The 23,257-nt window shown below is 74.2% G+C and carries 14 protein-coding genes; 1 reads left to right on the forward strand and 13 read right to left on the reverse strand.

Annotated features, from left to right (window positions below):
* Positions 1 to 115: 115 nt before the first annotated feature.
* Positions 116 to 2,608: a YfhO family protein gene (locus tag OG556_RS11985; RefSeq protein ID WP_371517058.1), complete on the forward strand. Its 2,493-nt coding sequence runs from the start codon at positions 116 to 118 to the stop codon at positions 2,606 to 2,608.
* Positions 2,609 to 2,712: 104 nt separating this feature from the next.
* Here the strand turns inward: OG556_RS11985 and OG556_RS11990 are convergent, their stop codons facing one another.
* The 13 genes from OG556_RS11990 to gatC all read right to left on the reverse strand — a co-directional run bounded on the left by OG556_RS11990 (position 2,713) and on the right by gatC (position 23,185).
* Complete coding sequence (locus OG556_RS11990; RefSeq protein WP_371517059.1) at positions 2,713 to 6,048, reverse strand: S8 family serine peptidase; 3,336 nt, start codon at positions 6,046 to 6,048, stop codon at positions 2,713 to 2,715.
* 273 nt (positions 6,049 to 6,321) lie between these two features.
* Positions 6,322 to 6,483, reverse strand: a complete 162-nt coding sequence (locus OG556_RS11995) for a hypothetical protein (protein ID WP_350887612.1) — start codon at positions 6,481 to 6,483, stop codon at positions 6,322 to 6,324.
* A gap of 281 nt (positions 6,484 to 6,764) precedes the next feature.
* On the reverse strand, positions 6,765 to 8,354 hold the full coding sequence (gene serA, locus OG556_RS12000; RefSeq protein ID WP_371522668.1) for a phosphoglycerate dehydrogenase: 1,590 nt from the start codon (positions 8,352 to 8,354) through the stop codon (positions 6,765 to 6,767).
* A 237-nt stretch (positions 8,355 to 8,591) separates the two neighbouring features.
* Positions 8,592 to 9,590: a ketol-acid reductoisomerase gene (gene ilvC, locus OG556_RS12005; protein WP_063347727.1), complete on the reverse strand. Its 999-nt coding sequence runs from the start codon at positions 9,588 to 9,590 to the stop codon at positions 8,592 to 8,594.
* Between the two features lie 116 nt (positions 9,591 to 9,706).
* A complete protein-coding gene (gene ilvN, locus OG556_RS12010; protein WP_030302941.1) occupies positions 9,707 to 10,231 on the reverse strand; it encodes an acetolactate synthase small subunit in 525 nt (174 codons plus the stop codon).
* A 36-nt stretch (positions 10,232 to 10,267) separates the two neighbouring features.
* Positions 10,268 to 12,121: an acetolactate synthase large subunit gene (locus tag OG556_RS12015; protein WP_371517061.1), complete on the reverse strand. Its 1,854-nt coding sequence runs from the start codon at positions 12,119 to 12,121 to the stop codon at positions 10,268 to 10,270.
* Positions 12,122 to 12,453: 332 nt separating this feature from the next.
* Positions 12,454 to 15,387 (reverse strand): putative bifunctional diguanylate cyclase/phosphodiesterase, encoded by a 2,934-nt coding sequence (locus OG556_RS12020; protein WP_371522670.1) that lies wholly within the window; start codon positions 15,385 to 15,387, stop codon positions 12,454 to 12,456.
* 549 nt (positions 15,388 to 15,936) lie between these two features.
* The gene (locus OG556_RS12025; protein WP_371517062.1) at positions 15,937 to 18,978 is read right to left on the reverse strand and encodes an AAA family ATPase; all 3,042 of its coding nucleotides are present in this window, start codon (positions 18,976 to 18,978) and stop codon (positions 15,937 to 15,939) included.
* 134 nt (positions 18,979 to 19,112) lie between these two features.
* The gene (locus OG556_RS12030; protein ID WP_159398431.1) at positions 19,113 to 19,271 is read right to left on the reverse strand and encodes a hypothetical protein; all 159 of its coding nucleotides are present in this window, start codon (positions 19,269 to 19,271) and stop codon (positions 19,113 to 19,115) included.
* A 257-nt stretch (positions 19,272 to 19,528) separates the two neighbouring features.
* A complete protein-coding gene (gene gatB / locus OG556_RS12035; protein ID WP_063347730.1) occupies positions 19,529 to 21,040 on the reverse strand; it encodes an Asp-tRNA(Asn)/Glu-tRNA(Gln) amidotransferase subunit GatB in 1,512 nt (503 codons plus the stop codon).
* A 77-nt stretch (positions 21,041 to 21,117) separates the two neighbouring features.
* The gene (locus tag OG556_RS12040; protein ID WP_350884604.1) at positions 21,118 to 21,393 is read right to left on the reverse strand and encodes a hypothetical protein; all 276 of its coding nucleotides are present in this window, start codon (positions 21,391 to 21,393) and stop codon (positions 21,118 to 21,120) included.
* A complete protein-coding gene (gatA, locus tag OG556_RS12045) occupies positions 21,390 to 22,883 on the reverse strand; it encodes an Asp-tRNA(Asn)/Glu-tRNA(Gln) amidotransferase subunit GatA (RefSeq protein ID WP_363582136.1) in 1,494 nt (497 codons plus the stop codon). The genes OG556_RS12040 and gatA overlap by 4 nt, the downstream gene beginning before the upstream one ends.
* 5 nt (positions 22,884 to 22,888) lie before the next feature.
* Positions 22,889 to 23,185, reverse strand: coding sequence for an Asp-tRNA(Asn)/Glu-tRNA(Gln) amidotransferase subunit GatC (gene gatC / locus OG556_RS12050; RefSeq protein WP_030057414.1), 297 nt, complete (start codon positions 23,183 to 23,185; stop codon positions 22,889 to 22,891).
* Positions 23,186 to 23,257 lie beyond the last annotated feature (72 nt).

Raw genomic sequence — 23,257 nt, forward strand, 5'->3', positions numbered from 1 at the left:
AAAGCCTCCTCGGACGCCACCCCTTCGAGGGAGCGCTGGGGGCCGGGTCCGCGCGGGGGGCGCGCTTAGGGTGGCGGGGTCCGGCAGTTCCTCGCGGAAACGGGGTCGAGCAGCAATGGGCGTGCGGCGGCGGGAGGTGCTGGTCTGCGGGAGCGCGGCCGGGCTGGCGGTGGGCGGGTACGCGCTCGCGGTGGGGCTGCGCGGGGCGTGGCCGACGGGGGCGGGCGGGGCCGCCCTGCCGTACCACGCCCACCTGTGGGACCTGCTGCACGGGCGGGCGGCCGGGGACCTCCTGTTCAACTGGAACAGCGGCTACGGCGTCCCGTTCCTCGCCGACTTCTTCGCCTACCTGATGAACCCGTTCTCCTGGGCGACCGCCCTCCTCCCCCGCGACCAGGGCCGGCTCGCGCTCCTCCTGGTCACCCTCGCCACCATCGGCCTCGGCACCGCCCTGATGGCCCACCTGCTCGGCCGGCTGCACGCCGGCCCGCACTGGCTGCGGGCGCTCGCCGCCGTCGGGTACGGGCTCTGCGCCTGGGTGCTCGACGTCGGCGGGGCGGCGCCGATGTGGCTCTGGGGCCTGGTCTCGCTGCCGCTGCTCGGCCTGGCCGCCGACTGGTGCCTGCGCGAGCGGCGCTGGGTGGCCGGCTCGCTGTGCGTCACCCTCGCCTGGACCGGCAACCTGTACACCGCCGCGCTGGCCACCCTGATGGCCGGGCTGCTGCTGGCCGTCCGCCTGTTCGCCGCCCCCCGGCCGTTGCGCCACCGGGTCCGGGTCACCGGGCGGGCCTTCACGATGGCCACCACCGGCGTCCTGCTCGCCTCGCCCGTGCTGTTCGTCGCCGTCCGGGCCGCGCACGGCGCCCAGCCGGAGTCCCCGGTGCAGCCGCTCGGCCCGTCCGGGCTCGGCGGGCACCTCGCGCAGCTGCTGCCCGCCACCCACGGCGGGCGGCCGCTGCCGGACGTCGCGATCGGCCTGCTGGGGCTGCTGCTGGTGTGCGGGCTGCCGTTCAACCGGCGGGTGCGGGTCCGGGAGCGGGCGGTCTGGTGCGGGGCGCTGGTGCTGGTGGTGCTCAGCTTCGTCTGGACCCCGACCGTGCTGGTCTGGCACGGTCTGGCGATCCCGGCCGGCGGGCCGTACCGGGTCGCGTTCGTGCTCAGCGGCCTGCTGGTGCTGGCCGGCTGGGTGTCGCTGGCGCACCGGCCGGACCGGCTCACCCTGCTGGGCGGCGCCGCCGTGGTCGCCGTGATCGCCGCACTGGCGGCGGGCCGGCACTCGGTCCGCGCCTCCACCTGGGCACTGCTGGCCGTCGGCGGGGTCGTCCTGCTCGCCGCGCTCTGGACCCTCGACCGCCGGCACACCGACCGCCGGGCCACCGCCCTGGCGACCTGGGTGCTGGCCGGCACGGTGCTCGGCAACGCCGTCTGGTCCGGGTACGCGGCGCTCGCCGCCGCCCCGGCCGGCACCGCCTCCGCCACCGCCGTCCGGGCCGGGTACGCGGCGGTGCGCGACGGCGCCGCGTGGCCCCGGGGCCGCAGCGACCCCGGTCCGCACGCCTTCACCACCAACGATCCGCTGCTGCTCGACGGCCAGGGCGGCGGCTACTTCAGCGGCTACCTGCCGACCGTCGCCGCCCTGCTGCTGCACGACCTCGGCGCGGGCTGGACGGCGGGCGGGCGGCAGACCGCCAGCGTCACCGATCCGGTCGGGCAGGCCCTGTTCGCCGTCCGCGCCCACCTCGACGACGGGCCGCCCCCGGACGGCTTCACCCCCGGACGGGCCGCCGCACCGCCGCTGGTCACCGTGCTGCCGCCCGGCGCCCGGCCGGACACCTCCTCGGTCTGGTCCCGGCAGGAGTCGCTGCTCGGCAGCCGGGTGTACGAGGCCCCGCTGCCCGTCCCGGCCGGCGGCCCGGCGCCCACCCTGCACGGCACCAGCGGCTGGTCGCTGCCCGGCGGCGCCGAGGGCACCGTCCTCACCGCGGCCTGCACCCCCGGCGGCACGGCCTACTTCCACGGCGTCTGGTACCGGGGCACGGTCAGCGGTCTCGGCACCACCTACCGCAGCGACGGCGAACAGCCCACCACCGCCGTCGCGATCCACCGGCTGGGGCCGGTCCCGGCCGACGGGACGGTCCGGGTGACCCTGCGCTCCGACACGGTCGGCCAGATCCCGGCCCGCCCGATCGGCTGCCTGCGGCCCGGCGCCCTGGACGACGCCGTCGCCCGTCTCACCGCCACCGGCGCGACCGGCGTGGCGGCCGGCGGGCACAGCCTCGCCGCGACCCTCCCGGCCGGCTCCACCGGCACCGCGCTGCTGTCCGTCCCGGCCGCCGAGGGCTGGACCTGCGCGGCCGGCGGCGGCCGGTACGTCCCGCCGACGCCCGTCCTGGGCATGATCGGCGTACCGCTCGGCGCCGGCGCCGACCGCATCGCCTGCTCCTTCCGGCCGCCCGGTCTCACCGAGGGCCTCACCGTCAGCTCCGCCACCGCCGCCGCCCTCGCCCTGGTCGCCGTCTTCACCCGCTTCTCCCGCCGCCCGGCCCGCGCCCCCCGCCGCACCCGCCGGCTCGCCGCCCAGGCCGCTCAGACCACTAACCGGGGCTGAGGCGGCCGGGCACGGCCAACGGCCGTCGGCACCGCGGCGAGGCGGGCCGCAACGCGCGAGGGGCGGCCCGCCAGGTCGGCGGGCCGCCCCTCGGGCAGGTGCGGTCAGGGAAGGGTGATCACCTGGCTCCGGCGGGCGGCGGGGTTGAGGTGGTGGAGCAGGAGCAGGCGGGAGGTGTCGCCGGGCGTGCGGTGGATGTCGAGGACGGTCCCGGGCCGGACCGGGGTGGCGAGGGCCGCGGGGCCGCCGAGGCCGGCCCGGATGTCGACGGCGGGGTGCAGGACGTCGAGGGCCAGGACGGGGCGGGTGCCGCGCAGGCCGATGGCGGAGTAGGACTCGGCCGGGTCGGGTGTGCCGGGGGCGACGGTGCTGGTCCAGACGCCGTAGTGGACGGTGCTGTGGCCTTCCCGGACGCCCGGGAGAGCGCTCAGTCGGACGGGGAGGACGAGGGCGTCGCCGTCCAGCAGGGCGGTGTCGGTGTCGCCCCAGTGGCCGTTGAGCGGCTGGACGTCGAGTTCGGCGCCGGTTCGGGCGTCGAGGGCGCGGGAGACGAGGACGTCGCTGCCGCGCAGCCGGTCGGCTTCGAGGATGACGTCGGTGGTGCCGTCGCCGTCGGTGTCCAGGGAGACCCGGACGCCGTAGAGCCCGACCGGGGTGGCGGCCGGGGCCCAGAGCTGGGCGCCCACGTAGAGCAGGTCGGAGCTGGTGGCGGCACCGACGACCCGCAGGTTGGCGGCCCGGTCGCCGGGCTGCTGGACGCAGACGTCCTGCGGGGGGTCGGTCGGCTCGGTGCCGTCGTCGGGCCGGATGCCGGCCCCGGGCCCGACGGCGGCTTCGCTGTCCGGCGGGCAGTCGGCCCAGCGGGTGCCTTCGCCGCCGAGGGTGAGGGCGGTGACGAGTCCGGGCCGGTTGCCGGGGGCGGCGCTGCCGCCGAGCATCAGGACGGTGCCGTCCCGGGTGGTGCGGGCGGCGGCGGTGGCGGTGAGGTCGGTGGCCGGGCGCGGGGCGGCGAGGACGGGGACGCGCAGTTGGGGCAGGTCCGGGTCGGTGACGGGGGTGAGCAGGACGCGGCCGGAGAGTTCGGCGCGGTAGCTGCGGGCCTTGCCGTCCTGCACGGTGTCGATGGTGGGGTCGGGGGCCCGGCCCAGCTCCCCGGGGACGGCGAGGGTGACGTGCACCCGCGCGGTGCCGCCGGCCGGGACGTCGACCTGGCCCGGCGTCACCTCGAAGGTGGCGCCGGGCAGTTCGGTGGCGGCCGCGTAGCCGGTGCGGTAGCTCAGCGGCCGGTCCGCGTGGTTGCGCACCTCGATGTCGCGGCCGAGGGCGGTCGGCCCGGCGATCTCGACCGGCCCGTAGGAGACGCCGACGCTGCCTTCGGCCGCTCCGTCGCCGGCCGCGTAGGCGACGACGGGGGTGCGGACGGCCCGGTCGACCTGGGCGCGGCCGGCGCCGGTGCGCTCGGGGCCGTAGACCGGTCCGCCGTGGTCGTCGCCGAGCCAGGTGTCGACGGCGGTGTTCATGAGCGCGGCCTTGAGCTGTTCGACCGGCCAGTCGCGGTGGGCGGCGCGGACAAGGGCGGCGAGGCCGGCGATGTGCGGGGTGGCCATCGAGGTGCCGTCCTCGCGCTGGCCGCCGCTGCCGCTGCCGACGAGGGCGGACCAGATGGTCTCGCCGGGGGCGGCGAGGTCGGGTTTGACGATGCCGGGGACGCCGATGCCGCGGGAGGAGAAGTCGGTGAGGGTGTCGGTGCGGGCGGGCTGGTTCTGGGAGACGGAGCCGTGCAGCGGGTTGCCGGGGGCGGCGAGACGAACCTCGACCGACCCGGCCGCGGCGGCCTGCCGGAGCCGTTCGCCGTCGGCGTGGGCGAGCAGGGCGGCCGGGATGCGGTCGTTGCCGGAGATCTCGGCGAGGTGGTCGGTGTCGGCGGCGTAGAGGGCGCCGATCGCACCGGCGTCGGCGGCGTGGTCGGCGCGGGGGCCGGAGTTGCAGGCCCGTTCGGAGTCGCGGGTGCGCCAGGTGAGGACGGCGATCTTTCCGGCGAGCCGCTGCCGGTCGGCTTCGCTGTAGGCGGCGCAGCCGTCGGACTGGTCGGCGGGCAGCACGAGTCGGCCGCTGACGTCGGCGCTGGACCAGCCCTTGTAGCGCTCGCTCCAGTGGGCCGGGACGACGCCGGCCAGGTCGGCGGGGGCGAGCACGGTGAGGCCGTCGGTGTCGCTGTGCGGGTCGACGGAGGCGGCGACGGCGATGGCCCGGGCGGCGGTGCCGGGGCTGCCGCCGATGCCGTAGACGTCGCCGTCGTTGCCGGCGGCGGCGACCACGACGGTGCCGAGGGCGGCGAGCCGGTCGACGGCGAGGGCGTCGGTGTCGTCGGGGCTGCCGAAGCGGCTGCCGAGGGAGAGGTTGACGACGTCGAGGCGGTCGCCGAGGTCGCCGTCGCCGTTGGGGTCGGCGGCGAGGTCGAGGGCCTGGGCGAGCCGGTCGGTGGAGCCGTCGCAGCCGAAGACCCGGATCGCGTACAGCTGGGCGCCGGGGGCGGCGCCGGGGCCGACCTTGAACCCGGCGGGGTCGAGTCCGGGCCGGTAGGGGCCGGTGTACGGGTGGCCGTCGGCGGTGACGCCGTAGCCGGCGGCGGTGCCGGCGACGTGGGTGCCGTGCCCGTTGCGGTCGCAGTCGATCGGGTTGTCGCTGGGGTGCGGGACGGGCTGGTGGTGCGGGGAGGACGGGTCGGGGTTGTAGTCGTCGCCGACCAGGTCCTTGCCGCCGATCACCTTGGCGTTGGGGAACAGGTCGGGCGGGGCGGGCTTGCCGCGTTCGACGGAGCGGAAGGCGGCCTCGGTGCCGGGGCCGCCGAAGTCGGCGTGGGTGTAGTCGATGCCGCTGTCGATGATGCCGATCCGCACCCCCTGGCCGGTGTTGCCGTCGCCGGTGGCACCGGCCCAGACCTGCGGGGCGCCGAGCAGCGGGACGGAGTAGGCGTTGTCCCGCTGTTTGCGGACGATCGGGTGGACGGCCCGGACGCCGGGCAGCGCGCGCAGGGCGGGCAGCCGGTCGGCGGGCGCGTCGACGGCGAGGCCGGTGATCAGGGTGCGGGTGCGGTAGAGCTCGCCGGCGGTGGGCGCCGCCCGGTGGACGGCCGCGGCGAGCCGGTCGAGGGCGTCGCCGGCCCTGGCCCGCTGGGCGGCGCCGGCGTCGGCGGCCTCCCGGCGGGCGGCCTCCGGGGAGCGCTGGGCCCGCCGGGCCCCGTCGGCGGCGCGCCGCCAGGCGGGGCCGACCGGCTCGGTGCCGAGTTCGAGCAGGACGGAGGCCGTTCGGCCGGCCCTCGACGGCTCCGCCGGGGGCCCGCCGGAGGCCGGGGTGGCGGCGAGCGCCGCGCTCCCGGCCAGCAGGGCCAGGGTGAGGCCGATCCGGGTGACGGGTCGGCGGACGGATGGCAGACGCACTGGGCCCTCTTCCCCCGGCAGGGGGACTGATCCGCACACCGTGTCGCTGACGCCCGCCCGCGCGAACGTCGATCACCCTTCCGGGGGCCCCAAATTAGGATGATCGCGCTGGGGAGCGCGAGCAACTTCCCTCGGACGGACGCCGGTTGCACTCGACCGGGTGACCTGGCGGCAGCCCGAGCGGCCTATTCGGCGGATGAACGGCCGGGCCGGCGAAGCCGCCGGGGGCGCCGCCCGACAGCACCTGACAGGCAGTCCCGCCGGCGGTCCCCGTCAGAGGTGCCCGGTCGAGCCGCCGTTGTCGCGGCGGTCCAGCGCCCGCTGCAGGGCGGCGGCGGCGAAGGGGTTCCGCTCGGCGGCCCGGCGGCGGCGCGGGGCGCGGACGGGGGTGGCGGCGGGGGTGGGGGTGGCGTGGCGGTCGGCGGTGAGGGGCATACCGGGCTCCTTGGAAGCGGCGCCCCGAAGAGGGCGCGGGAAGGGGAGGGGTACGCGCGGGGGCAGGGATCGCCTGCCCGTGAAGGCGCACGCGGACACGGGCCGAACGCCCTGTCTACAGGGTCGGCACGCCGTATCGCCCTTCCACGGTACGACCGGGCCCGGGCCGTGTCTGCACGAATACTTGGATTTCCTAGTATCTGAGACGGGAGCCACCCTGGGGAACGCAGCGGGGCCCGGAGCGCCGGCGAACGGCGGTCCGGGCCCCGGGGGCGTCGGGCTCAGGCGCCCAGGTCGACCGAGCGGGCGAAGCGGGCGCCGATCTCGGCGGCGATCGCCGACAGCACGTCCTGCGGGATCTGGCTGTCCACGGTGATGGAGGCGAGCGCGCCGCCGCCGTCGCGGGCGACCTGCATACCGGCGATGTTGATGCCGGCGTCGCCGAGGTGGCGGCCGAGCACGCCGACCACGCCGGGGCGGTCCTCGTACTTGAAGAAGGCCATGTGGTCGGTGAGCGCGACGTCCACGTCGAAGGCGTCCACGCCGACGATCTTCTGGGTCTGCTTCGGGCCGGCCAGGGTGCCGGAGATGGCGATCTCCTCGCCGTTCGCGAGCGTGCCGCGGACGGTGATCACGTTGCGGTGCTCGACGCTCTCGCTGGAGGTGGTCAGGCGGACCTCGACACCGCGCTCCTGGGCGAACAGCGGGGCGTTGACGTAGGACACCGTCTCCGCCACCACGTCCTCGAACACGCCCTTCAGCGCGGACAGTTCGAGCACCTTCACGTCGTGCTGGGTGATCTCGCCGCGGACCTCGACGTCGAGCCGGACGGCGACCTCGCCGGCCAGCGCGGTGAAGATCCGGCCGAGCTTCTCGGCCAGCGGCAGGCCCGGGCGCACGTCCTCGGCGATCACGCCGCCCTGGACGTTGACGGCGTCCGGCACCAGCTCGCCGGCCAGCGCCAGGCGCACCGACTGGGCGACGGCGATGCCGGCCTTCTCCTGCGCCTCGTCGGTGGAGGCGCCCAGGTGCGGGGTGGCGACCACGTTGTCGAAGCCGAACAGCGGGGAGTCGGTGCAGGGCTCCTTGGCGTACACGTCCAGGCCGGCGCCGGCCACCCGGCCGTCGCGCAGGGCGTTGGCGAGCGCCTCCTCGTCCACGATGCCGCCGCGGGCGGCGTTGACGATGCGCACGGTCGGCTTGACCTTGTGCAGCGCCTCGTCGCCGATCAGGCCGATGGTCTCGGGGGTCTTGGGGAGGTGGACGGTGATGAAGTCCGAGACCTCCAGCAGTTCCTCCAGGGTGACCAGCTTGACGCCCATCTGGGCGGCGCGGGCGGCCTGGATGTAGGGGTCGTACGCGACGATCTTCATGCCGAACGCGGACATCCGCTGGGCGACCAGGACGCCGATCCGGCCGAGGCCGACGACGCCGAGGGTCTTCTCGCTCAGCTCGACGCCGGTGTACTTGTTGCGCTTCCACTCGCCCTGCTTGAGCGCGGCGTTGGCCGGCGCGATGTTGCGGGCGACGGAGATCAGCAGGCCGCAGGCGAGTTCGGCGGCGGTGACGATGTTGGAGGTCGGCGCGTTCACGACCATCACGCCGGCCTTGGTGGCGGCGGCGACGTCCACGTTGTCCAGGCCGACCCCGGCCCGGGCCACCACCTTGAGCTTGCGGGCGACGGCCAGCGCCTCCGCGTCGACCTTGGTGGCGGAGCGGATCAGGATCGCGTCGACGTCGGCGATCGCGCCGAGCAGCTCGGTGCGGTCGGCGCCGTTGCAGTGGCGGATCTCGAAGTCGGGGCCGAGGGCGTCGACGGTGGCGGGCGACAGCTCTTCGGCGATCAGGACGACGGCGGTTTTGGATGTCACAGTGCTCACGACAGTGTGTCCTTAACTCTGCGGTTCCCCCCGGCACGTGGGTGGCGTGGACGGCGGGGGGAAGGTGGCATGCCGCGTAGGTAGACGCACGACGCTGTGGGCCTGACGCGCACTCGGAGTGTATCGACGGGCTGGGTACCAGGCTGCTCCCGTCCGGCGAAATCACCCGGACGAGAGCAGCCTACTTGTACAAGGAAGTTACAAAATCGGACAGAGCCCGAGGCCGGTTCAGGCCTTGTCGTCGACCCAGCTCATCAGCGAGCGCAGCTTCTTGCCGGTGGTCTCCAGCAGGTGGTCCTCGTCCGCCTTCTTGTACTCGTTGTACTTGGGCAGACCGGCCTTGTACTCGGCGATCCAGGTGTTGGCGAAGGTGCCGTCCTGGATCTCGGCGAGGACCTTGCGCATCTCGGCCTTGGTGGCGTCGGTGATGATCCGCGGGCCGGTGACGTAGTCGCCCCACTCGGCGGTCTCGGAGACCGACCAGCGCATCTTCTCCAGGCCGCCCTCGTACATCAGGTCGACGATGAGCTTCAGCTCGTGCAGGCACTCGAAGTAGGCGATCTCCGGCTGGTAGCCGGCCTCGACCAGGGTCTCGAAACCGGCCTTCACCAGGGCGGCGGTGCCACCGCAGAGGACGGCCTGCTCACCGAACAGGTCGGTCTCGGTCTCCTCGGTGAAGGTGGTCTTGATGACGCCGGCCTTGGTGGCGCCCAGGCCCTTGGCGTAGGACAGCGCCAGGTCGAAGGCCTTGCCGGAGGCGTCCTGCTCGACGGCGACGATCGCGGGGACGCCGCGGCCCTCCTCGTACTGGCGGCGGACCAGGTGGCCCGGGCCCTTCGGGGCGACCATGCAGACGTCGACGTCCGCCGGGGGCTTGATGAAGCCGAAGCGGATGTTCAGGCCGTGGCCGAAGAACAGGGCGTCGCCGGCCTTCAGGTGCGGGGCGATGTCGGCCTCGTACACGTCGGCCTGGATCGGGTCCGGCACCAGGATCATGATGACGTCGGCCTCGGCCGCGGCCTCGGCCGGGGTGACGACGCGCAGGCCGGCCTCCTCCGCCTTGGCACGGGACTTGGACTCCGGCTTCAGGCCGACCCGGACGTCGGCGCCGGAGTCGCGCAGGGACAGCGCGTGGGCGTGGCCCTGGCTGCCGTAGCCGATGACCGCGACCTTGCGGCCCTGGATGATGGACAGGTCGGCGTCGTCTTCGTAGAACAGCTCGGCCACGGGGGCACATCTCCTTGCGTGGTGGTTGCCGGGTACGCGCTCTCTACGGTAGGCGTACCGGCGGTGGGTGTGGGGCGGTGCTTCAGGGTGTGAGACGGCCGGCGTCTCGGGGGTGCTCAGGCGCTGCGGTCGAGGGCGCGCAACGAGCGGTCCGTGATCGAACGGGCGCCGCGCCCGATGGCGACCAGGCCGGACTGGACCAACTCCTTGATGCCGTAAGGCTCCAGCATCCGGAGCATGGCCTCCAGCTTGTCCGAGCTTCCGGTGGCCTCGATGGTCACCGCGTCCGGGGACACGTCGACCGTCTTGGCACGGAACAGCTGGACGATCTCGACGATCTGCGACCGGGTCTCGTTGTCGGCGCGGACCTTCACCAGGACCAGTTCCCGCTGGATCGCAGCGGACTGGTCGAGTTCGACGATCTTTATCACGTTCACGAGCTTGTTGAGCTGCTTGGTGACCTGTTCCAGCGGGAGGTCCTCGACGTTGACCACGATGGTCATCCGGGACACGTCCGGATGCTCGGTCGGGCCGACGGCGAGGGAGTCGATGTTGAAGCCCCGACGGGAGAACAGGGCGGCGATGCGGGCGAGCACGCCGGGCTTGTTCTCGACCAGGACGGAGAGGGTGTGCTTGGACATGGGGTTCCTCAGGCGCTCTGGAGTTGGAGGGGGGCGTTAGTCGAGGTCGTCGCCGAAGTCGGGGCGGACGCCCTTGGCGAACTGGATCTCGTCGTTGCTGGTGCCGGCGGCGACCATCGGCCAGACCATGGCGTCCTGGTGGACGATGAAGTCGATGACGACCGGGCGGTCGTTGATCTCCATCGCCTGCTTGATGACGGCGTCCAGGTCCTCGGGGCGCTCGCAGCGCAGGCCGACGCAGCCCATGGCCTCGGACAGCAGGACGAAGTCGGGGATCCGGGTGCCCTGGGCCGGCGGCGCGATGCCGTCGTGGTCGGGGCCCGCGTGCAGCACGGTGTTGGAGTAGCGCTGGTTGTAGAACAGCGTCTGCCACTGGCGGACCATGCCGAGCGAGCCGTTGTTGATGACCGCGACCTTGATCGGGATGTCGTTCAGGGCGCAGGTGGCGAGTTCCTGGTTGGTCATCTGGAAGCAGCCGTCGCCGTCGATCGCCCAGACCGCGGTGTCCGGCCGGCCGGCCTTGGCGCCCATCGCGGCCGGGACGGCGTAGCCCATGGTGCCCGCGCCGCCCGAGTTGAGCCAGGTGCCCGGCTTCTCGAAGCGGATGAACTGCGAGCTCCACATCTGGTGCTGGCCGACGCCCGCGGCGTAGATGGCCTCCGGGCCGACGAGCCGGCCGATGCGCTCGATGACCTGCTGCGGGGAGAGCCGGCCGCCCGGGGCCGGCTCGTAGCCCAGCGGGTAGGTCTTCTTCCACGCGTCGAGCTTCTCCCACCAGTCCGAGTAGTCGCCCTTGTGGCCGGCGTCGAACTCGGCCTGGACGGCCACGATCAGGTCGGCCAGCACCTCGCGGGCGTCCCCGACGATCGGCACGTCGGCCGGGCGGTTCTTGCCGATCTCGGCCGGGTCGATGTCCGCGTGGACGACCTTGGCGTACGGGGCGAAACCGTCCAGCTTGCCGGTGACGCGGTCGTCGAAGCGGGCGCCGAGGGTGAAGAGCAGGTCCGCCTTCTGCAGCGCGGTCACGGCCGGGACGGAGCCGTGCATGCCGGGCATGCCCAGGTGCTGCGGGTGGCTGTCGGGGAAGGCGCCGAGCGCCATCAGGGTGGTGACCACCGGGGCACCGGTCAGCTCGGCCAGGATCCGCAGCTCGGCGGTGGCCTGCGCCTTGATCACGCCGCCGCCGACGTACAGCACCGGGCGCTTGGCGCCCACCAGCATCTTCGCGGCCTCGCGGATCTGCTTGGCGTGCGGCTTGGTGACCGGACGGTAGCCGGGCAGCGAGAGCTCGACCGGCCACCGGAAGGTGGTGGTGGCCTGGAGCGCGTCCTTGGCGATGTCGACCAGGACGGGGCCGGGGCGGCCGGTGGCGGCGATGTGGAAGGCCTCGGCGATCACCCGGGGGATCTCGGCGGGGTCGGTCACCAGGTAGTTGTGCTTGGTGATCGGCATCGTGATGCCGCAGATGTCCGCCTCCTGGAAGGCGTCGGTGCCGATCGCCTTGGAGGAGACCTGGCCGGTGATCGCGACCATCGGCACCGAGTCCATGTAGGCGTCGGCGATCGGGGTCACCAGGTTGGTCGCGCCCGGGCCGGAGGTGGCCATGCAGACCCCGACCCGGCCGGTGGCCTGGGCGTAGCCGGTGGCGGCGTGGCCTGCGCCCTGCTCGTGCCGGACCAGGATGTGGCGCACCTTGGCCGAGTCCATCAGCGGGTCGTACGCGGGAAGGATGGCCCCGCCCGGGATGCCGAAGACGGTGTCCGCGCCCACGGCCTCCAGCGAGCGGATGAGCGACTGGGCGCCGGTCATGGTTTCGACGACGTGCTGGGGAGCGGGAGCGTGGGCGGCCGTGGCGTCCCCGCGGCGGGGGGATGCGGCGTGCTCAGTCATCTGCCTGTCTCTTCTCGGAATGTGCCGGCCCGGTGGTTGCGGGCCCCGTGGTGCGAGGGTGGGGTCCCGGTTTCGGGCCGATCGCCGGCTCTGCCCCAATCGTCCCGCTTCCTCCCCGGGAATCGGAGCGGATCGGGCGGTCGGAGCCAGGGGTCTTGCGGTGGTGGAACAGCGTCAGTGCAACAAAAAACCCCTCGTGCCAAGGGCATGCGAGGGGTGGCGCGTCGGTCTGTCACGAGCGGGGCGTGTGAGCCCGCTCAGCCGACGCGCCCGCCAAGTACGAGAATTCGGGTGCGCATGGCAACGACCCTCCTCCTGTCCGGGGGCGCGTGTCAAGCAGGTGGGATGACCGTCTCGCCATGCGGACCCTGCCCTGGACCGGTCACCGCGCGGCGTTCGGGCAGGTCGGGGGCACCGTGGTGATGCACGACACGTCCCCCGCCGCCCTCCCCGCGGCCACCCGTCCGGGCCTCCGCGGCCAGGTACGCGCGCCGGGCCGAGACCGAGCCGAGCGGCCTGGGCAGCGGGTAGCCCCGGCGCACCAGCGCCCGGCGCAGCCGGGTCTCGTCCAGCGGCGGTGCGAAGGCCGAACCCTGGCCCTGCCGGCAGCCCAGCTCCTGGAGCGCGGCGACCTGGCGGGGCAGGTCCACCCCCTCGGCGCCGGTGACCAGGCCGAGGTCGTGGCCGAGCCGCAGGGCGTGCCCGGCGAGCGTGCGGCTGAGCGCGGACTCCCCGAGGTCCTGCACCAGCGTGCGGTCCAGTTTGAGGCCGTCCAGGGGCAGCCGGGCCAGCTCGCCGAGCGAGCCGCTGCCGGCGCCGTAGCCGGCCAGCACGGTGGTCACCCCGAGCCGGCGCAAGGCGGCCAGCCGGCGGCCGAGTTCGTCGGCGAGCGAGTCCGGGCCCATCCGGGCCACCTCGATCACCAGTTCGCCGGCCGGCAGCCGGCTGTCGCGCAGCGCCGCGGCCACCGTCTCGTACAGGCCGGGCGAGCACAGCCGCTCGGTGGAGAGCCGGACCGCGACCGGGACGGGCGCGGGGCCGCTGCGGCTGCGGCCGGACTGGCCGCGCCGGTTGGCCGCGGCCATCACCGCCTCCTGGACCAGCCAGCGGGAGAACCGGGTGGCCGCGTCGCCGTGGTCGGCCGAGCGCAGGAACTCGGCCGGGGTGAGCAGCAGGCCGCCCGCCGAGCGCCAGCGGGCCTGCGCCTCGACGCCGGTCACCGCGCCGCTGGCGAGGTCCACCACGGGCTGGTGGAGCAGCGTGAAGCCGCCCTCGCGGACGGCGGCCCGCAGCCGCTCCTCCAGTTCGGTGCGGCGCTCCAGATCGGCCCGCATCGCGGGGTTGTAGAGCACCACCCGGCCCTTGCCCTCGGACTTGGCCCGGTACATCGCGAGGTCGGCGTTGCGCATCAGCTCGTCGGTGGCCGCCCTCGGGTCGGCGGCCGGGCCGCGTTCGGGGGTGCCGAAGGCGATGCCGATGCTGGCGGCGACACCGAGTTCGGCGCCGCCGATCCAGTACGGCTCGGAGAGCGCGACCCGCAGCCGCTCGGCGAGCTCCTGGACCTGGAGCCGGCCGAGCGGGCCGCAGACCAGCGCGGCGAACTCGTCGCCGCCGAACCGGGCGACGGTGTCCCCGCAGCGGACGGCCCCCTGGAGCCGGCGGGCCGCCTGCACCAGCAGTTCGTCGCCCACCTGGTGGCCGGCCGTGTCGTTGACCGCCTTGAAGCCGTCCAGGTCGAGGAAGAGCACCGCGACCCCGGCGCCGCCCTCGCCCTGCTGGCCGCGGGCGCCGAGGGCGGCCCGCAGCCGCTGGGCGAACAGCGCCCGGTTGGGCAGGTCGGTGAGCGGGTCGTGGAAGGCGTTGTGCTGCAACTGGGCCTGGAGTATCACGCGTTCGGTCACGTCCCGGCTGTTGAGGATCAGGCCGTCGCGGTGCCGGCTGACCGTCGACTCGACGTGCAGCCACTCGCCGCCGCCGGAGCTGATCCGGCACTCCACCCGGGCGGACGGCTCGGCGGTGCCCGGGGAGCGGTGGGCGGTGAGCCGGACCCTCGCCAGGTAGCGGCGGACCTCGGCGAGCACCCGGTCCACGTCCTCCGGGTGGACCAGGTCCAGCAGGTTGCCGCCGACCAGTTCCTCCGGGTCCCGCCCGTAGACGCCGAGCGCGGCCGGGGAGACGTAGGAGAGCACGCCGTTGGCACCGGCGATCATGATGACGTCGCTGGAGCCCTGCACCAGGGAGCGGAAGTGCGCCTCCTTGTGGGCGAGTTCCTGGGCGAGCGAGAGGTTGTCGAGCAGCATCACGCCCTGGCGCAGGATGAGCGCCAGGCCGACGGTGCAGGCCGCCGCGGCCACCACCCGGTCCAACTCCCGCCCGCCGAGGGCGTTGTAGAGGATCCCGGCGGTGCACACCGCGGCGGCCGCGTACGGGGTGAGCGCGCTGAAGGTGGTGGCCACCCGGCGGCGCGGCAGGCCTCCGGCCGAGGGGTGCTCGCGCAGCGGGCGGCGCCAGCGCGGCGACCACGGCGCCCAGGCCAGCAGCAGGCTGCCGGAGAACCAGCCGGCGTCCAGCAGTTCGCCCGAGCGGTAGCTGCTGCGCAGCTCCGGGGAGGTGAACAGGGCGTCGCACAGGACGGTGACGGCCAGCGCCACCATCGCGGTGTGCACGGCCGCCCGGTTGCCGTCCCGGCCGCCGAAGCGCAGCCCGACGACCAGGCTGACCAGCAGGATGTCCAGGACCGGGTAGGCCAGGTTGAGGGCCAGCCGCAGCGGCGAGCCGGCCTCGCCGGCGGCGATCCGGCCGAGCGCCAGGCTCCAGCTGAGGGTGAACAGCGAGCCGGCGATCAGCCAGCCGTCGAGCAGCAGGCAGAGCCAGCCGGCGGCCGAGCGCGGGCGCTGGGCGAGCACCAGCACGCCGGTGATGGCGAGCGGGGAGAACAGCAGGAAGGCGTACTCGGCGAGCGAGTCCTGCGGCAGCGGGCTGCGGGCGACCAGTTCGTACCAGCCCCAGGTGCCGTTGCCGCAGGCCACCATGAGCGAGGAGAGGCCGAACAGCAGCCAGGCCGGGCGGGCGCGCCCGCCGGCCGTGCAGCCGTACACCAGGCAGGACAGCGCGGCCGCGAGCGCCGCCGCGGCCAGGCCGAAGTCGCCCATGAAGATGGAGAGTTGGTAGGAGCCCCAGCCGGTGGCGGCGCCCAGGGCGTAGGCCAGGCAGAGCGCGCCGAGGACGAGGCCGGGCAGCGTCCGGCTCTCCCGGAGCCGGCACAGCGGGCCGCGCCGGCCGGGGGCGGACGCGCCGGCTGCGGCCGCGCCGGGCGTGGACGTGTCGGGCTCGGACGCGTCGGCGGGTGGCACGCCCGGCCGTCCGGCCCCGGGCAGCACCGTATCGGTGGAGCTCACTCGGCCTCTCCCCCTCCGGCCCGGGGCCTGGCGCCCCGGCCACGGGCCACCGGCCGCGCGCCTCTTGCCCGTACGCGGTGGCCTGGCGCCCCGTCAGGACGGAGGCCCAGGGGGTGGGCGGCCTTCCGGTCACCACACCGCACCGATGTTCCCGATCGGGACCCTACACCAAATCCGTCACTCAATGACACATGCACTCAACTTAGAGTAATGGCGAGGGAGTGGGGAAATACACCCGATTCCGGCGGATCGGCCCGGTTGGCGGCGGCGCGCGGCCGGGGGCTCACGCGGCGCGCACGGGAGCACGCAACGGCGCCCGGCCCCGGGCCACCCGGTCCGGAGACGGTCGGGGGCCCGGCGCCGGGCGCACGGGTCAGCGGGAGGCCCGGACCGGACAGGGCCCGGGTCCGGTCCGGCCTACGCCGGATCGTCCGGGAACAGCCGCAACCGGTGCGCCAGCGCCGCCGCCTCACCCCGGCCGGCGACCGCGAGCTTGCCCAGGATGTTGGAAACGTGCACGCTCGCGGTCTTCGGAGAGATGTACAGCTCCTCCGCGATCTGCCGGTTGCTCCAGCCGCGCGCCAGCAACCGGAGCACGTCCCGCTCACGGGGGGTGAGGCCGAAGGACTCCCCGGCGGGCGGGATCGCGGCCGGCCCGGCGGCCGGGCGCGCGGCCGCCACCGGGGTCAGCGTCAGCCCGGCCCGGTCGGCCAGGCCCGCGACCTCCGCCAGCAGCGGACGGTCGCCCCGGACGGTGGCCAGTTCCCGCGCCTCGCGCAGCAGTTCGGCCCCCGCCTCGCGCCGCCCGGCCAGCACCTCGGCCTCGCCGGCCCGCAGCAGGGCGACCGCCAGCGGGTACGGCAGCCCGGTCGGGCGCAGCGCGGCGACCGCGGCCGCCCACTGCTCCGGGGTGTCGGCGGCCTCGGCGCGGGCCAGTTCGCCCTCCAGCAGCCGGGCCCAGCCGTGGTGCACCGGCGCCCGCGGCCGCAGCCGGGCCGCCCGCGCGGCGATCGCGGCCAGCGCCTCGGCCCGGCCCGCCGCGGCCTCCGGCAGGCCCCGATTGTCGGCCTCCACCGTGGCGGCCTCGACCAGCAGCGGGTACACGTCGGACTCGTGGCCGAGCCGCCCCTCCTCCGCCAGCACGGCGAGCAGTTCCTCCCGGGCCTCCAGCGGCCGCCCGGCGAGCGCGGCGATCCGCACCGCCAGCCGGCTGATCGGCACGCTGTGCTGGAGCTGGCCGACCCGGTTGGCCGACCGGGCCTGCGCCAGCATGGTCGCCGCGCCGGCCAGGTCCCCGCGCAGCAGCGCGAGGTCGCCGCGCATCCGGTCCAGGAACTCGGCGTGGGTGCCGGTCAGGCTGGTCAGCTCGCAGGCGTCGAGCACCTCGGCGGCCTCCCGGATCCGCCCCAGGTCGGTCAGCGCCTCGGCCAGGTTGCCGGTCAGGATGGTGCCGATGTTGCGCAGCAGGCCGTTGCCGTCCGCGTAGACCAGGCCCTCGCGGGCCAGCACCACCGCCTCCTCGGCCCGGCCCACCCCGCGCTGCATGCTGGCCAGGTTGTTGACGCCGCGCAGCAGCAGGTCGGGCACGCCCAGCCGGCGGGCCGCCTCGACCGCCCCGGCCAGTTCGGCCAGCCCGCCGTCGGCGTCGCCGTGCACGTCGTAGCGCAGGCCGCCGAGCGTCATCCGGGCGTGCACCTCGACGGAGTGCGCGCCGACCTCCTGGGCGATCCGGATCGCCCGCTCGGCCAGCTCGATGTGCTCGGGGCCGGGCTTCTTGAGCATCGCCACCCCGGCACCGAGCGCGAACACCTCGGCCTGGACGGCGGACGGCGGCAGGTGGTCGACCAGCCGGTGCGCGTGCAGGATCTCCTCGTCGTCGCCGGAGCGGCGCAGATTGCCCAGCATCCGGGCCCGGTTGATCCGGAACCAGGCCGCGCGCACCGGGTGCACGGCCTCGTCGACCAGCCGCAGCCCCCGTCTGGCGAGGCTCAGGCCGCGCTCGCGGTCGCCGCAGCGCCGGGCCGCGACCACCGCCTCGGCCAGCACGTCGACCAGCTGGATCCGGTCGCAGTCCCCGTCGGCGGTGCTGTGGTCGCAGGAGCCGGGCGGGTAGGTCTCGGCCCAGTCGTACGGGCGCAGGGTGTGCGCCAGCACCTCCTCGGAGACCATGTCCCACAGCTCCAGGGCCCGTTCCAGCATGCCCAGTTGCTCGGCGAAGGCGTTGCGGCGCCGGGCCGCCCGGGCGGCGTCCAGGGCGGTCGGCAGGGCGCGGGCCGGGTCGTGCGCGTGGTACCAGTAGTTGGCCAGCCGGGCGGGCAGGGCGTCGCAGGAGACCAGTTGCGGCTTCGCCTCCACGGCGAGCGCGAACTTGCGGTTGATCCGGTGCCGTTCACCGGGCAGCAGGTCGTCGGAGACCGCCTCGCGGACCAGCGCGTGCCGGAAGCGGTAGCCCTCGCCCTCGCCGTCCGGGCGCAGGATGTTGGCGCCGACGGCCGCCCGCAGCGCCTCGATCAGCGCCTCCTCGTCGTCGTGCAGGACGGCCGCCAGCAGGGCGTGCTCGACGTGCGAGCCGCCCTCGGCGGCGATCCGCACCACCCGCTGGGCCTCCTCGTCCAGGCTCTCCACCCGGACCAGCAGGATGTCGCGCAGCGAGTCGGTGAGCCCGGCGCCGCAGCCGTCCTCGAAGGCGGTGGCCAGCTCCTCGACGAAGAACGGGTTGCCCTCGGAGCGGCGGTGGATGCGGTCCACCAGCTTCCGGTCGGGGTCGGCGGTGCCGAGGATGCCGGCCAGCTGGGCGGCGACCTCGCCGCGGCCGAACCGCTCCAGCTCCAGCCGCTGGACGGTGCGCAGCCGTTCGAGCTCGGCCAGGAAGGGGCGCAGCGGGTGGCGGCGGTGCAGGTCGTCGGAGCGGTAGGTGGCGACCAGCAGCACCCGGGACCGGTGCAGGGTGCGGACCAGGAAGGCGAGCAGTTCGCGGGTGGAGCGGTCGGACCAGTGCAGGTCCTCGACGGCGAACACGAGGGTACGCTCCGCGCCGAGCCGTTCGAACAGCCTCGCGGTGTGCTCGAACAGCCGGGCCCGGCCGTACTCGTCGTTGGGTTCGCCGTCGGCCTCGCCGAACTCGGGCAGCAGCCGGGCCAGGTGCCCCTCGCTGCCGGCCGCCGCGGCCTCCAGCTCGGCGCCCAGCGAGCGGTGCAGCCGGCGCAGCGCCGCGGCCAGCGGGGCGTACGGCAGGCCCTCGGCTCCGATCTCCAGGCAGCCGCCGAGCGTGGTGACCGCTCCCCCGGCGGCGGCCCGCTGCAGGAACTCCTCCAGCAGCCGGGTCTTGCCGACGCCCGCCTCGCCGCCGATCAGCACGGCCTGCGGGCTGCCGGAGCCGGCCCGGCGCAGCGCGTCGGTCAGTTCGGTGATCTCGCTGCCGCGGCCGACGAAGACGGGACTCACCGATATCTGCTGCATGGAGGCGAGCATGCCATAGCCGGAGGTGGCGGGCCGAGGGGTTATCTCCCCTGGCGAACGCCCGGAGGGGGAGGCGCTCCCCTGCTGCGCCTCCCCCTCCGAAACTCCCCCGGCACCGTCGTGGTGCCGGTCCGTCAGCATTCGCGCTGGCGCGCGGGGCGCCGCTGGAAGCGGGCGGCCACCGGACGCTGCCGCAGGCGGCGTCCCTCCTTGGCCTCCCGGACCAGGCGCTCGTGCTCGGCGCGGACGGCCAGCTCGTGGGCGTGCTGCTGGATGAGCTCGTACTCGATCACTTTCGGTTCCCCCTGTGGGTTTCACTGCGTTTCGCTGTCGAGTAAGAGCTTCCTCTCCCAGCGGGGGGTGCCGCATCGGAAGCCCTACCGATCTTCCGGGCCCCGGATGCCTTAGATCGGGGCCCGGGGAACGACAAAGGCCCGGTCTCACCTCGTTTTAGAGGTGAGACCGGGCCTTAGGCCTTACTTAGAGGGCCTTAGGCGCCTTAGGCGCCTTAGGACCCCAGGCAAAGATGCCCAGATTCCCTGGGTTGTGCTTACTGCCCCTCGACGGCGAGCCGCTCCAGGATCAGGTCCTTGACGCGGGCCGCGTCGGCCTGGCCGCGGGTGGCCTTCATGACCGCACCGACCAGCGCGCCGACCGCGGCGACCTTGCCGTCGCGGATCTTGGCGGCGATCGCCTCGTTCTCGGCGATGGCCTGGTCGACGGCCGCACCGAGCGCGGAGTCGTCCGAGACGACGGCCAGGCCGCGCTTCTCGACGACCTCGTCCGGCTCGCCCTCGCCGGCCAGCACGGCCTCGATGACCTGACGGGCCAGCTTGTCGTTCAGCTTGCCCTCGGCGACCAGCGCGGTGACCCGGGCGACCTGCGCCGGGGTGATCGGCTGCTCGCTCAGCTCGGTGCCGGTCTCGTTGGCCCGGCGGGCCAGCTCGCCCATCCACCACTTGCGGGCCTGGTCGGCCGGGGCGCCGGCGGCGATGGTCTCCTGGATCGGCTCGACGGCGCCGGCGTTCAGCACCGACTGCATGTCCTTGTCGGACAGGCCCCACTCGGCCTGCAGCCGGGCCCGGCGCACCCGCGGCAGCTCGGGCAGGCCCGCGCGCAGCTCCTCGACCCAGGCGCGGGCGGGGGCGATCGGCACCAGGTCCGGCTCGGGGAAGTAGCGGTAGTCCTCGGCGTTGTCCTTGATCCGGCCCGAGGTGGTGCTGCCGTCCTCCTCGTGGAAGTGCCGGGTCTCCTGGATGATCGTGCCGCCGTCGGTCAGCACCGTGGCGTGCCGCTGGATCTCGAACCGGGCGGCCCGCTCCACGCTGCGCAGCGAGTTGACGTTCTTGGTCTCCGAACGGGTGCCGAAGGTCTCGGTGCCGTTGGGGCGCAGCGACAGGTTGACGTCGCAGCGCATCTGGCCCTTGTCCATCCGCGCCTCGGAGACGCCCAGCGCCTTGATCAGCTCGCGCAGCTCGGCGACGTACGCCTTGGCGACCTCGGGGGCGCGCTCGCCGGCCCCGACGATCGGCTTGGTGACGATCTCGATCAGCGGGATGCCGGCCCGGTTGTAGTCGAGCAGCGAGTGGGTGGCACCGTGGATGCGGCCGGTGGCGCCACCGACGTGGCTGGACTTGCCGGTGTCCTCCTCCATGTGGGCGCGCTCGATCTCCACGCGGAAGGTCGAGCCGTCCTCCAGCTGCACGTCGAGGTAGCCGTTGAAGGCGATCGGCTCGTCGTACTGCGAGGTCTGGAAGTTCTTGGGCATGTCCGGGTAGAAGTAGTTCTTCCGCGCGAACCGGCACCACTCGGCGATCTCGCAGTTCAGCGCCAGGCCGATCTTGACGGCCGACTCCACGCCGATCGCGTTGACCACCGGCAGCGAGCCGGGCAGGCCCAGGCAGGTCGGGCAGGTCTGGCTGTTCGGCTCGGCGCCCAGCTCGGTCGAGCAACCGCAGAACATCTTGGTCTTGGTGCCCAGCTCGACGTGGACCTCAAGGCCCATCACCGGGTCGTACGACGCGAGAGCGTCCTCGTAGGAGACCAGGTTCATGACGCTCACAGCGTCCCCTTCACTAAAAGACTTGGGAGGTACGGGCCCGGCCGCCGCTCGCGCGGGGCCGGGCCGGGGCGCTCAGCTCAGCCCAGCAGGACGTCGTCGGAGCCGAGCTGGCGCAGCTCGCGCACCAGCAGGGCGGTACCGGTGATCAGCGCGGCGGCGCCGACCAGGGCGTTGACCAGCTTGAGGGTGTCGCTCTCCTCGCGGGCCTTCCGGACGTCCTTGACGACCGAGACCGCGCCGAAGGCGCTGGTGCCGATGGACAGCCACAGGCCCGGCTTGCTGTGCTTGAAGCCCTTCAGGGACGACGGTGCCTTGAGGGACGACGGGGCCTTGGCCTTCTCGATCTTGCTCACAGTGCCGGTGCCTCCTCCAGCAGGGTGTGCCCCCACTTGTCGTTGAGTGCGGCCTCGACGGCGCCGCCCACCCGGTACAGGCGGTCGTCCGCCATCGCGGGTGCGATGATCTGCAGGCCAACCGGGAGATTGTCCTCCGGGGCCAGACCGCAGGGCAGCGACATGGCCGCGTTGCCCGCGAGGTTCGACGGAATCGTGCAGAGGTCGGCCAGGTACATCGCCATCGGGTCGTCGGCGCGCTCGCCGATCGGGAAGGCGGTGGTCGGCGTGGTCGGCGAGACCAGCACGTCCACGCCCGCGAAGGCGGCGTCGAAGTCGCGCGAGATGAGCGTGCGGACCTTCTGGGCCGAGCCGTAGTAGGCGTCGTAGTAGCCCGAGGAGAGGGCGTAGGTGCCGAGGATGATGCGGCGCTTGACCTCGGGGCCGAAGCCGGCCTCGCGGGTCAGGGCGGTGACGTCCTCGGCCGAGCGGGAGCCGTCGTCGCCGACCCGCAGGCCGTAGCGCATCGCGTCGAAGCGGGCCAGGTTGGACGAGGCCTCGCTGGGCGCGATCAGGTAGTACGCGGGCAGCGCCAGGGTGAAGGACGGGCAGGAGACCTCGACGACCTCGGCGCCCAGCTCGCGCAGCAGCTCCACCGACTCGTTGAAGCGCTCCATCACGCCGGCCTGGTAGCCCTCGCCGGCGAACTCCTTGACCACGCCGATCCGCATGCCGCGCACGTCGCGCAGCTTGGCGGCCTCGACCACGGCCGGGACGGGCGCGTCGATCGAGGTGGAGTCCAGCGGGTCGTGCCCGGCGATGGCCTCGTGCAGCAGCGCCGCGTCCAGCACGGTGCGGGCGCACGGGCCGCCCTGGTCCAGCGAGGACGAGAAGGCGACCAGGCCGTAGCGGGAGACCGAGCCGTAGGTCGGCTTGACGCCGACGGTGCCGGTGACGGCGCCGGGCTGGCGGATCGAGCCGCCGGTGTCGGTGCCGATCGCCAGCGGGGCCTCGAAGGCGGCCAGCGCGGCGGCCGAACCGCCACCGGAGCCGCCGGGGATGCGGGAGAGGTCCCACGGGTTGCCGGTGGTGCCGTAGGCGGAGTTCTCGGTGGAGGAGCCCATCGCGAACTCGTCCATGTTGGTCTTGCCGAGGATGACCACGCCGGCGTCCTTGAGACGGGTGGTCAGCGTGGCGTCGTACGGCGGGATCCAGCCTTCGAGGATCTTGGAGCCGCAGGTGGTCGGCACGCCCTTGGTGGTGAAGACGTCCTTCAGCGCGAGCGGGACGCCGGCCAGCGGGCCCAGCTCCTCGCCCTTGGCGCGCTTCTCGTCGACGGCCCTGGCGGCGTTCAGCGCGCCCTCGGTGTCGACGTGCAGGAAGGCGTTGACCTTCTTGTCGACGGCGCCGATGCGGTCCAGGTGCGCCTGCGCCACCTCGACGGCGGACACCTCGCCCTTGGCGATGGCGGAGGCCGTCTCAGCGGCGGTGTACTTGATCAACTCGGTCATCTCGGTCAGTCCTCCCCGAGGATCTGCGGCACACGGAAACGCTGCTCCTCGGCGGCGGGGGCGCCGGACAGCGCCTGCTCCGGGGTGAGCGACGGCCGCACCTCGTCCGCGCGCATCACGTTGGTCAGCGGGAGCGGGTGGGAGGTCGGCGGGACGTCCTGTCCGGCGACCTCGGAAACGCGGGCGACCGCGCCGATGATCACGTCGAGCTGCTCGGCGAAGTGGTCCAGCTCTTCGGGCTTCAGCTCAAGACGCGACAGCCGGGCGAGGTGGGCGACCTCCTCGCGCGTGATGCCAGGCATGCAGCGATCCTCAGGGTGAGTTCTGGTGAGGCCCGGTGCCGCGCGCAGGCGGTGCCGGGCCCGGGCAGGAGC

The sequence above is a fragment of the Kitasatospora sp. NBC_01300 genome, assembly GCF_041435235.1.
Taxonomy (GTDB): domain Bacteria; phylum Actinomycetota; class Actinomycetes; order Streptomycetales; family Streptomycetaceae; genus Kitasatospora.

Coding starts and splice junctions, on each gene's coding strand:
- OG556_RS11985 (WP_371517058.1), top strand. CDS start 116: ATGGGCGTGCGGCGGCGGGAGGTGCTGGTCTGCGGGAGCGCGGCCGGG.
- OG556_RS11995 (WP_350887612.1), bottom strand. CDS start 6,483: ATGCCCCTCACCGCCGACCGCCACGCCACCCCCACCCCCGCCGCCACC.
- ilvN (WP_030302941.1), bottom strand. CDS start 10,231: ATGTCCAAGCACACCCTCTCCGTCCTGGTCGAGAACAAGCCCGGCGTG.
- OG556_RS12015 (WP_371517061.1), bottom strand. CDS start 12,121: ATGACTGAGCACGCCGCATCCCCCCGCCGCGGGGACGCCACGGCCGCC.
- OG556_RS12025 (WP_371517062.1), bottom strand. CDS start 18,978: ATGCAGCAGATATCGGTGAGTCCCGTCTTCGTCGGCCGCGGCAGCGAG.
- gatA (WP_363582136.1), bottom strand. CDS start 22,883: ATGACCGAGTTGATCAAGTACACCGCCGCTGAGACGGCCTCCGCCATC.
- gatC (WP_030057414.1), bottom strand. CDS start 23,185: ATGCCTGGCATCACGCGCGAGGAGGTCGCCCACCTCGCCCGGCTGTCG.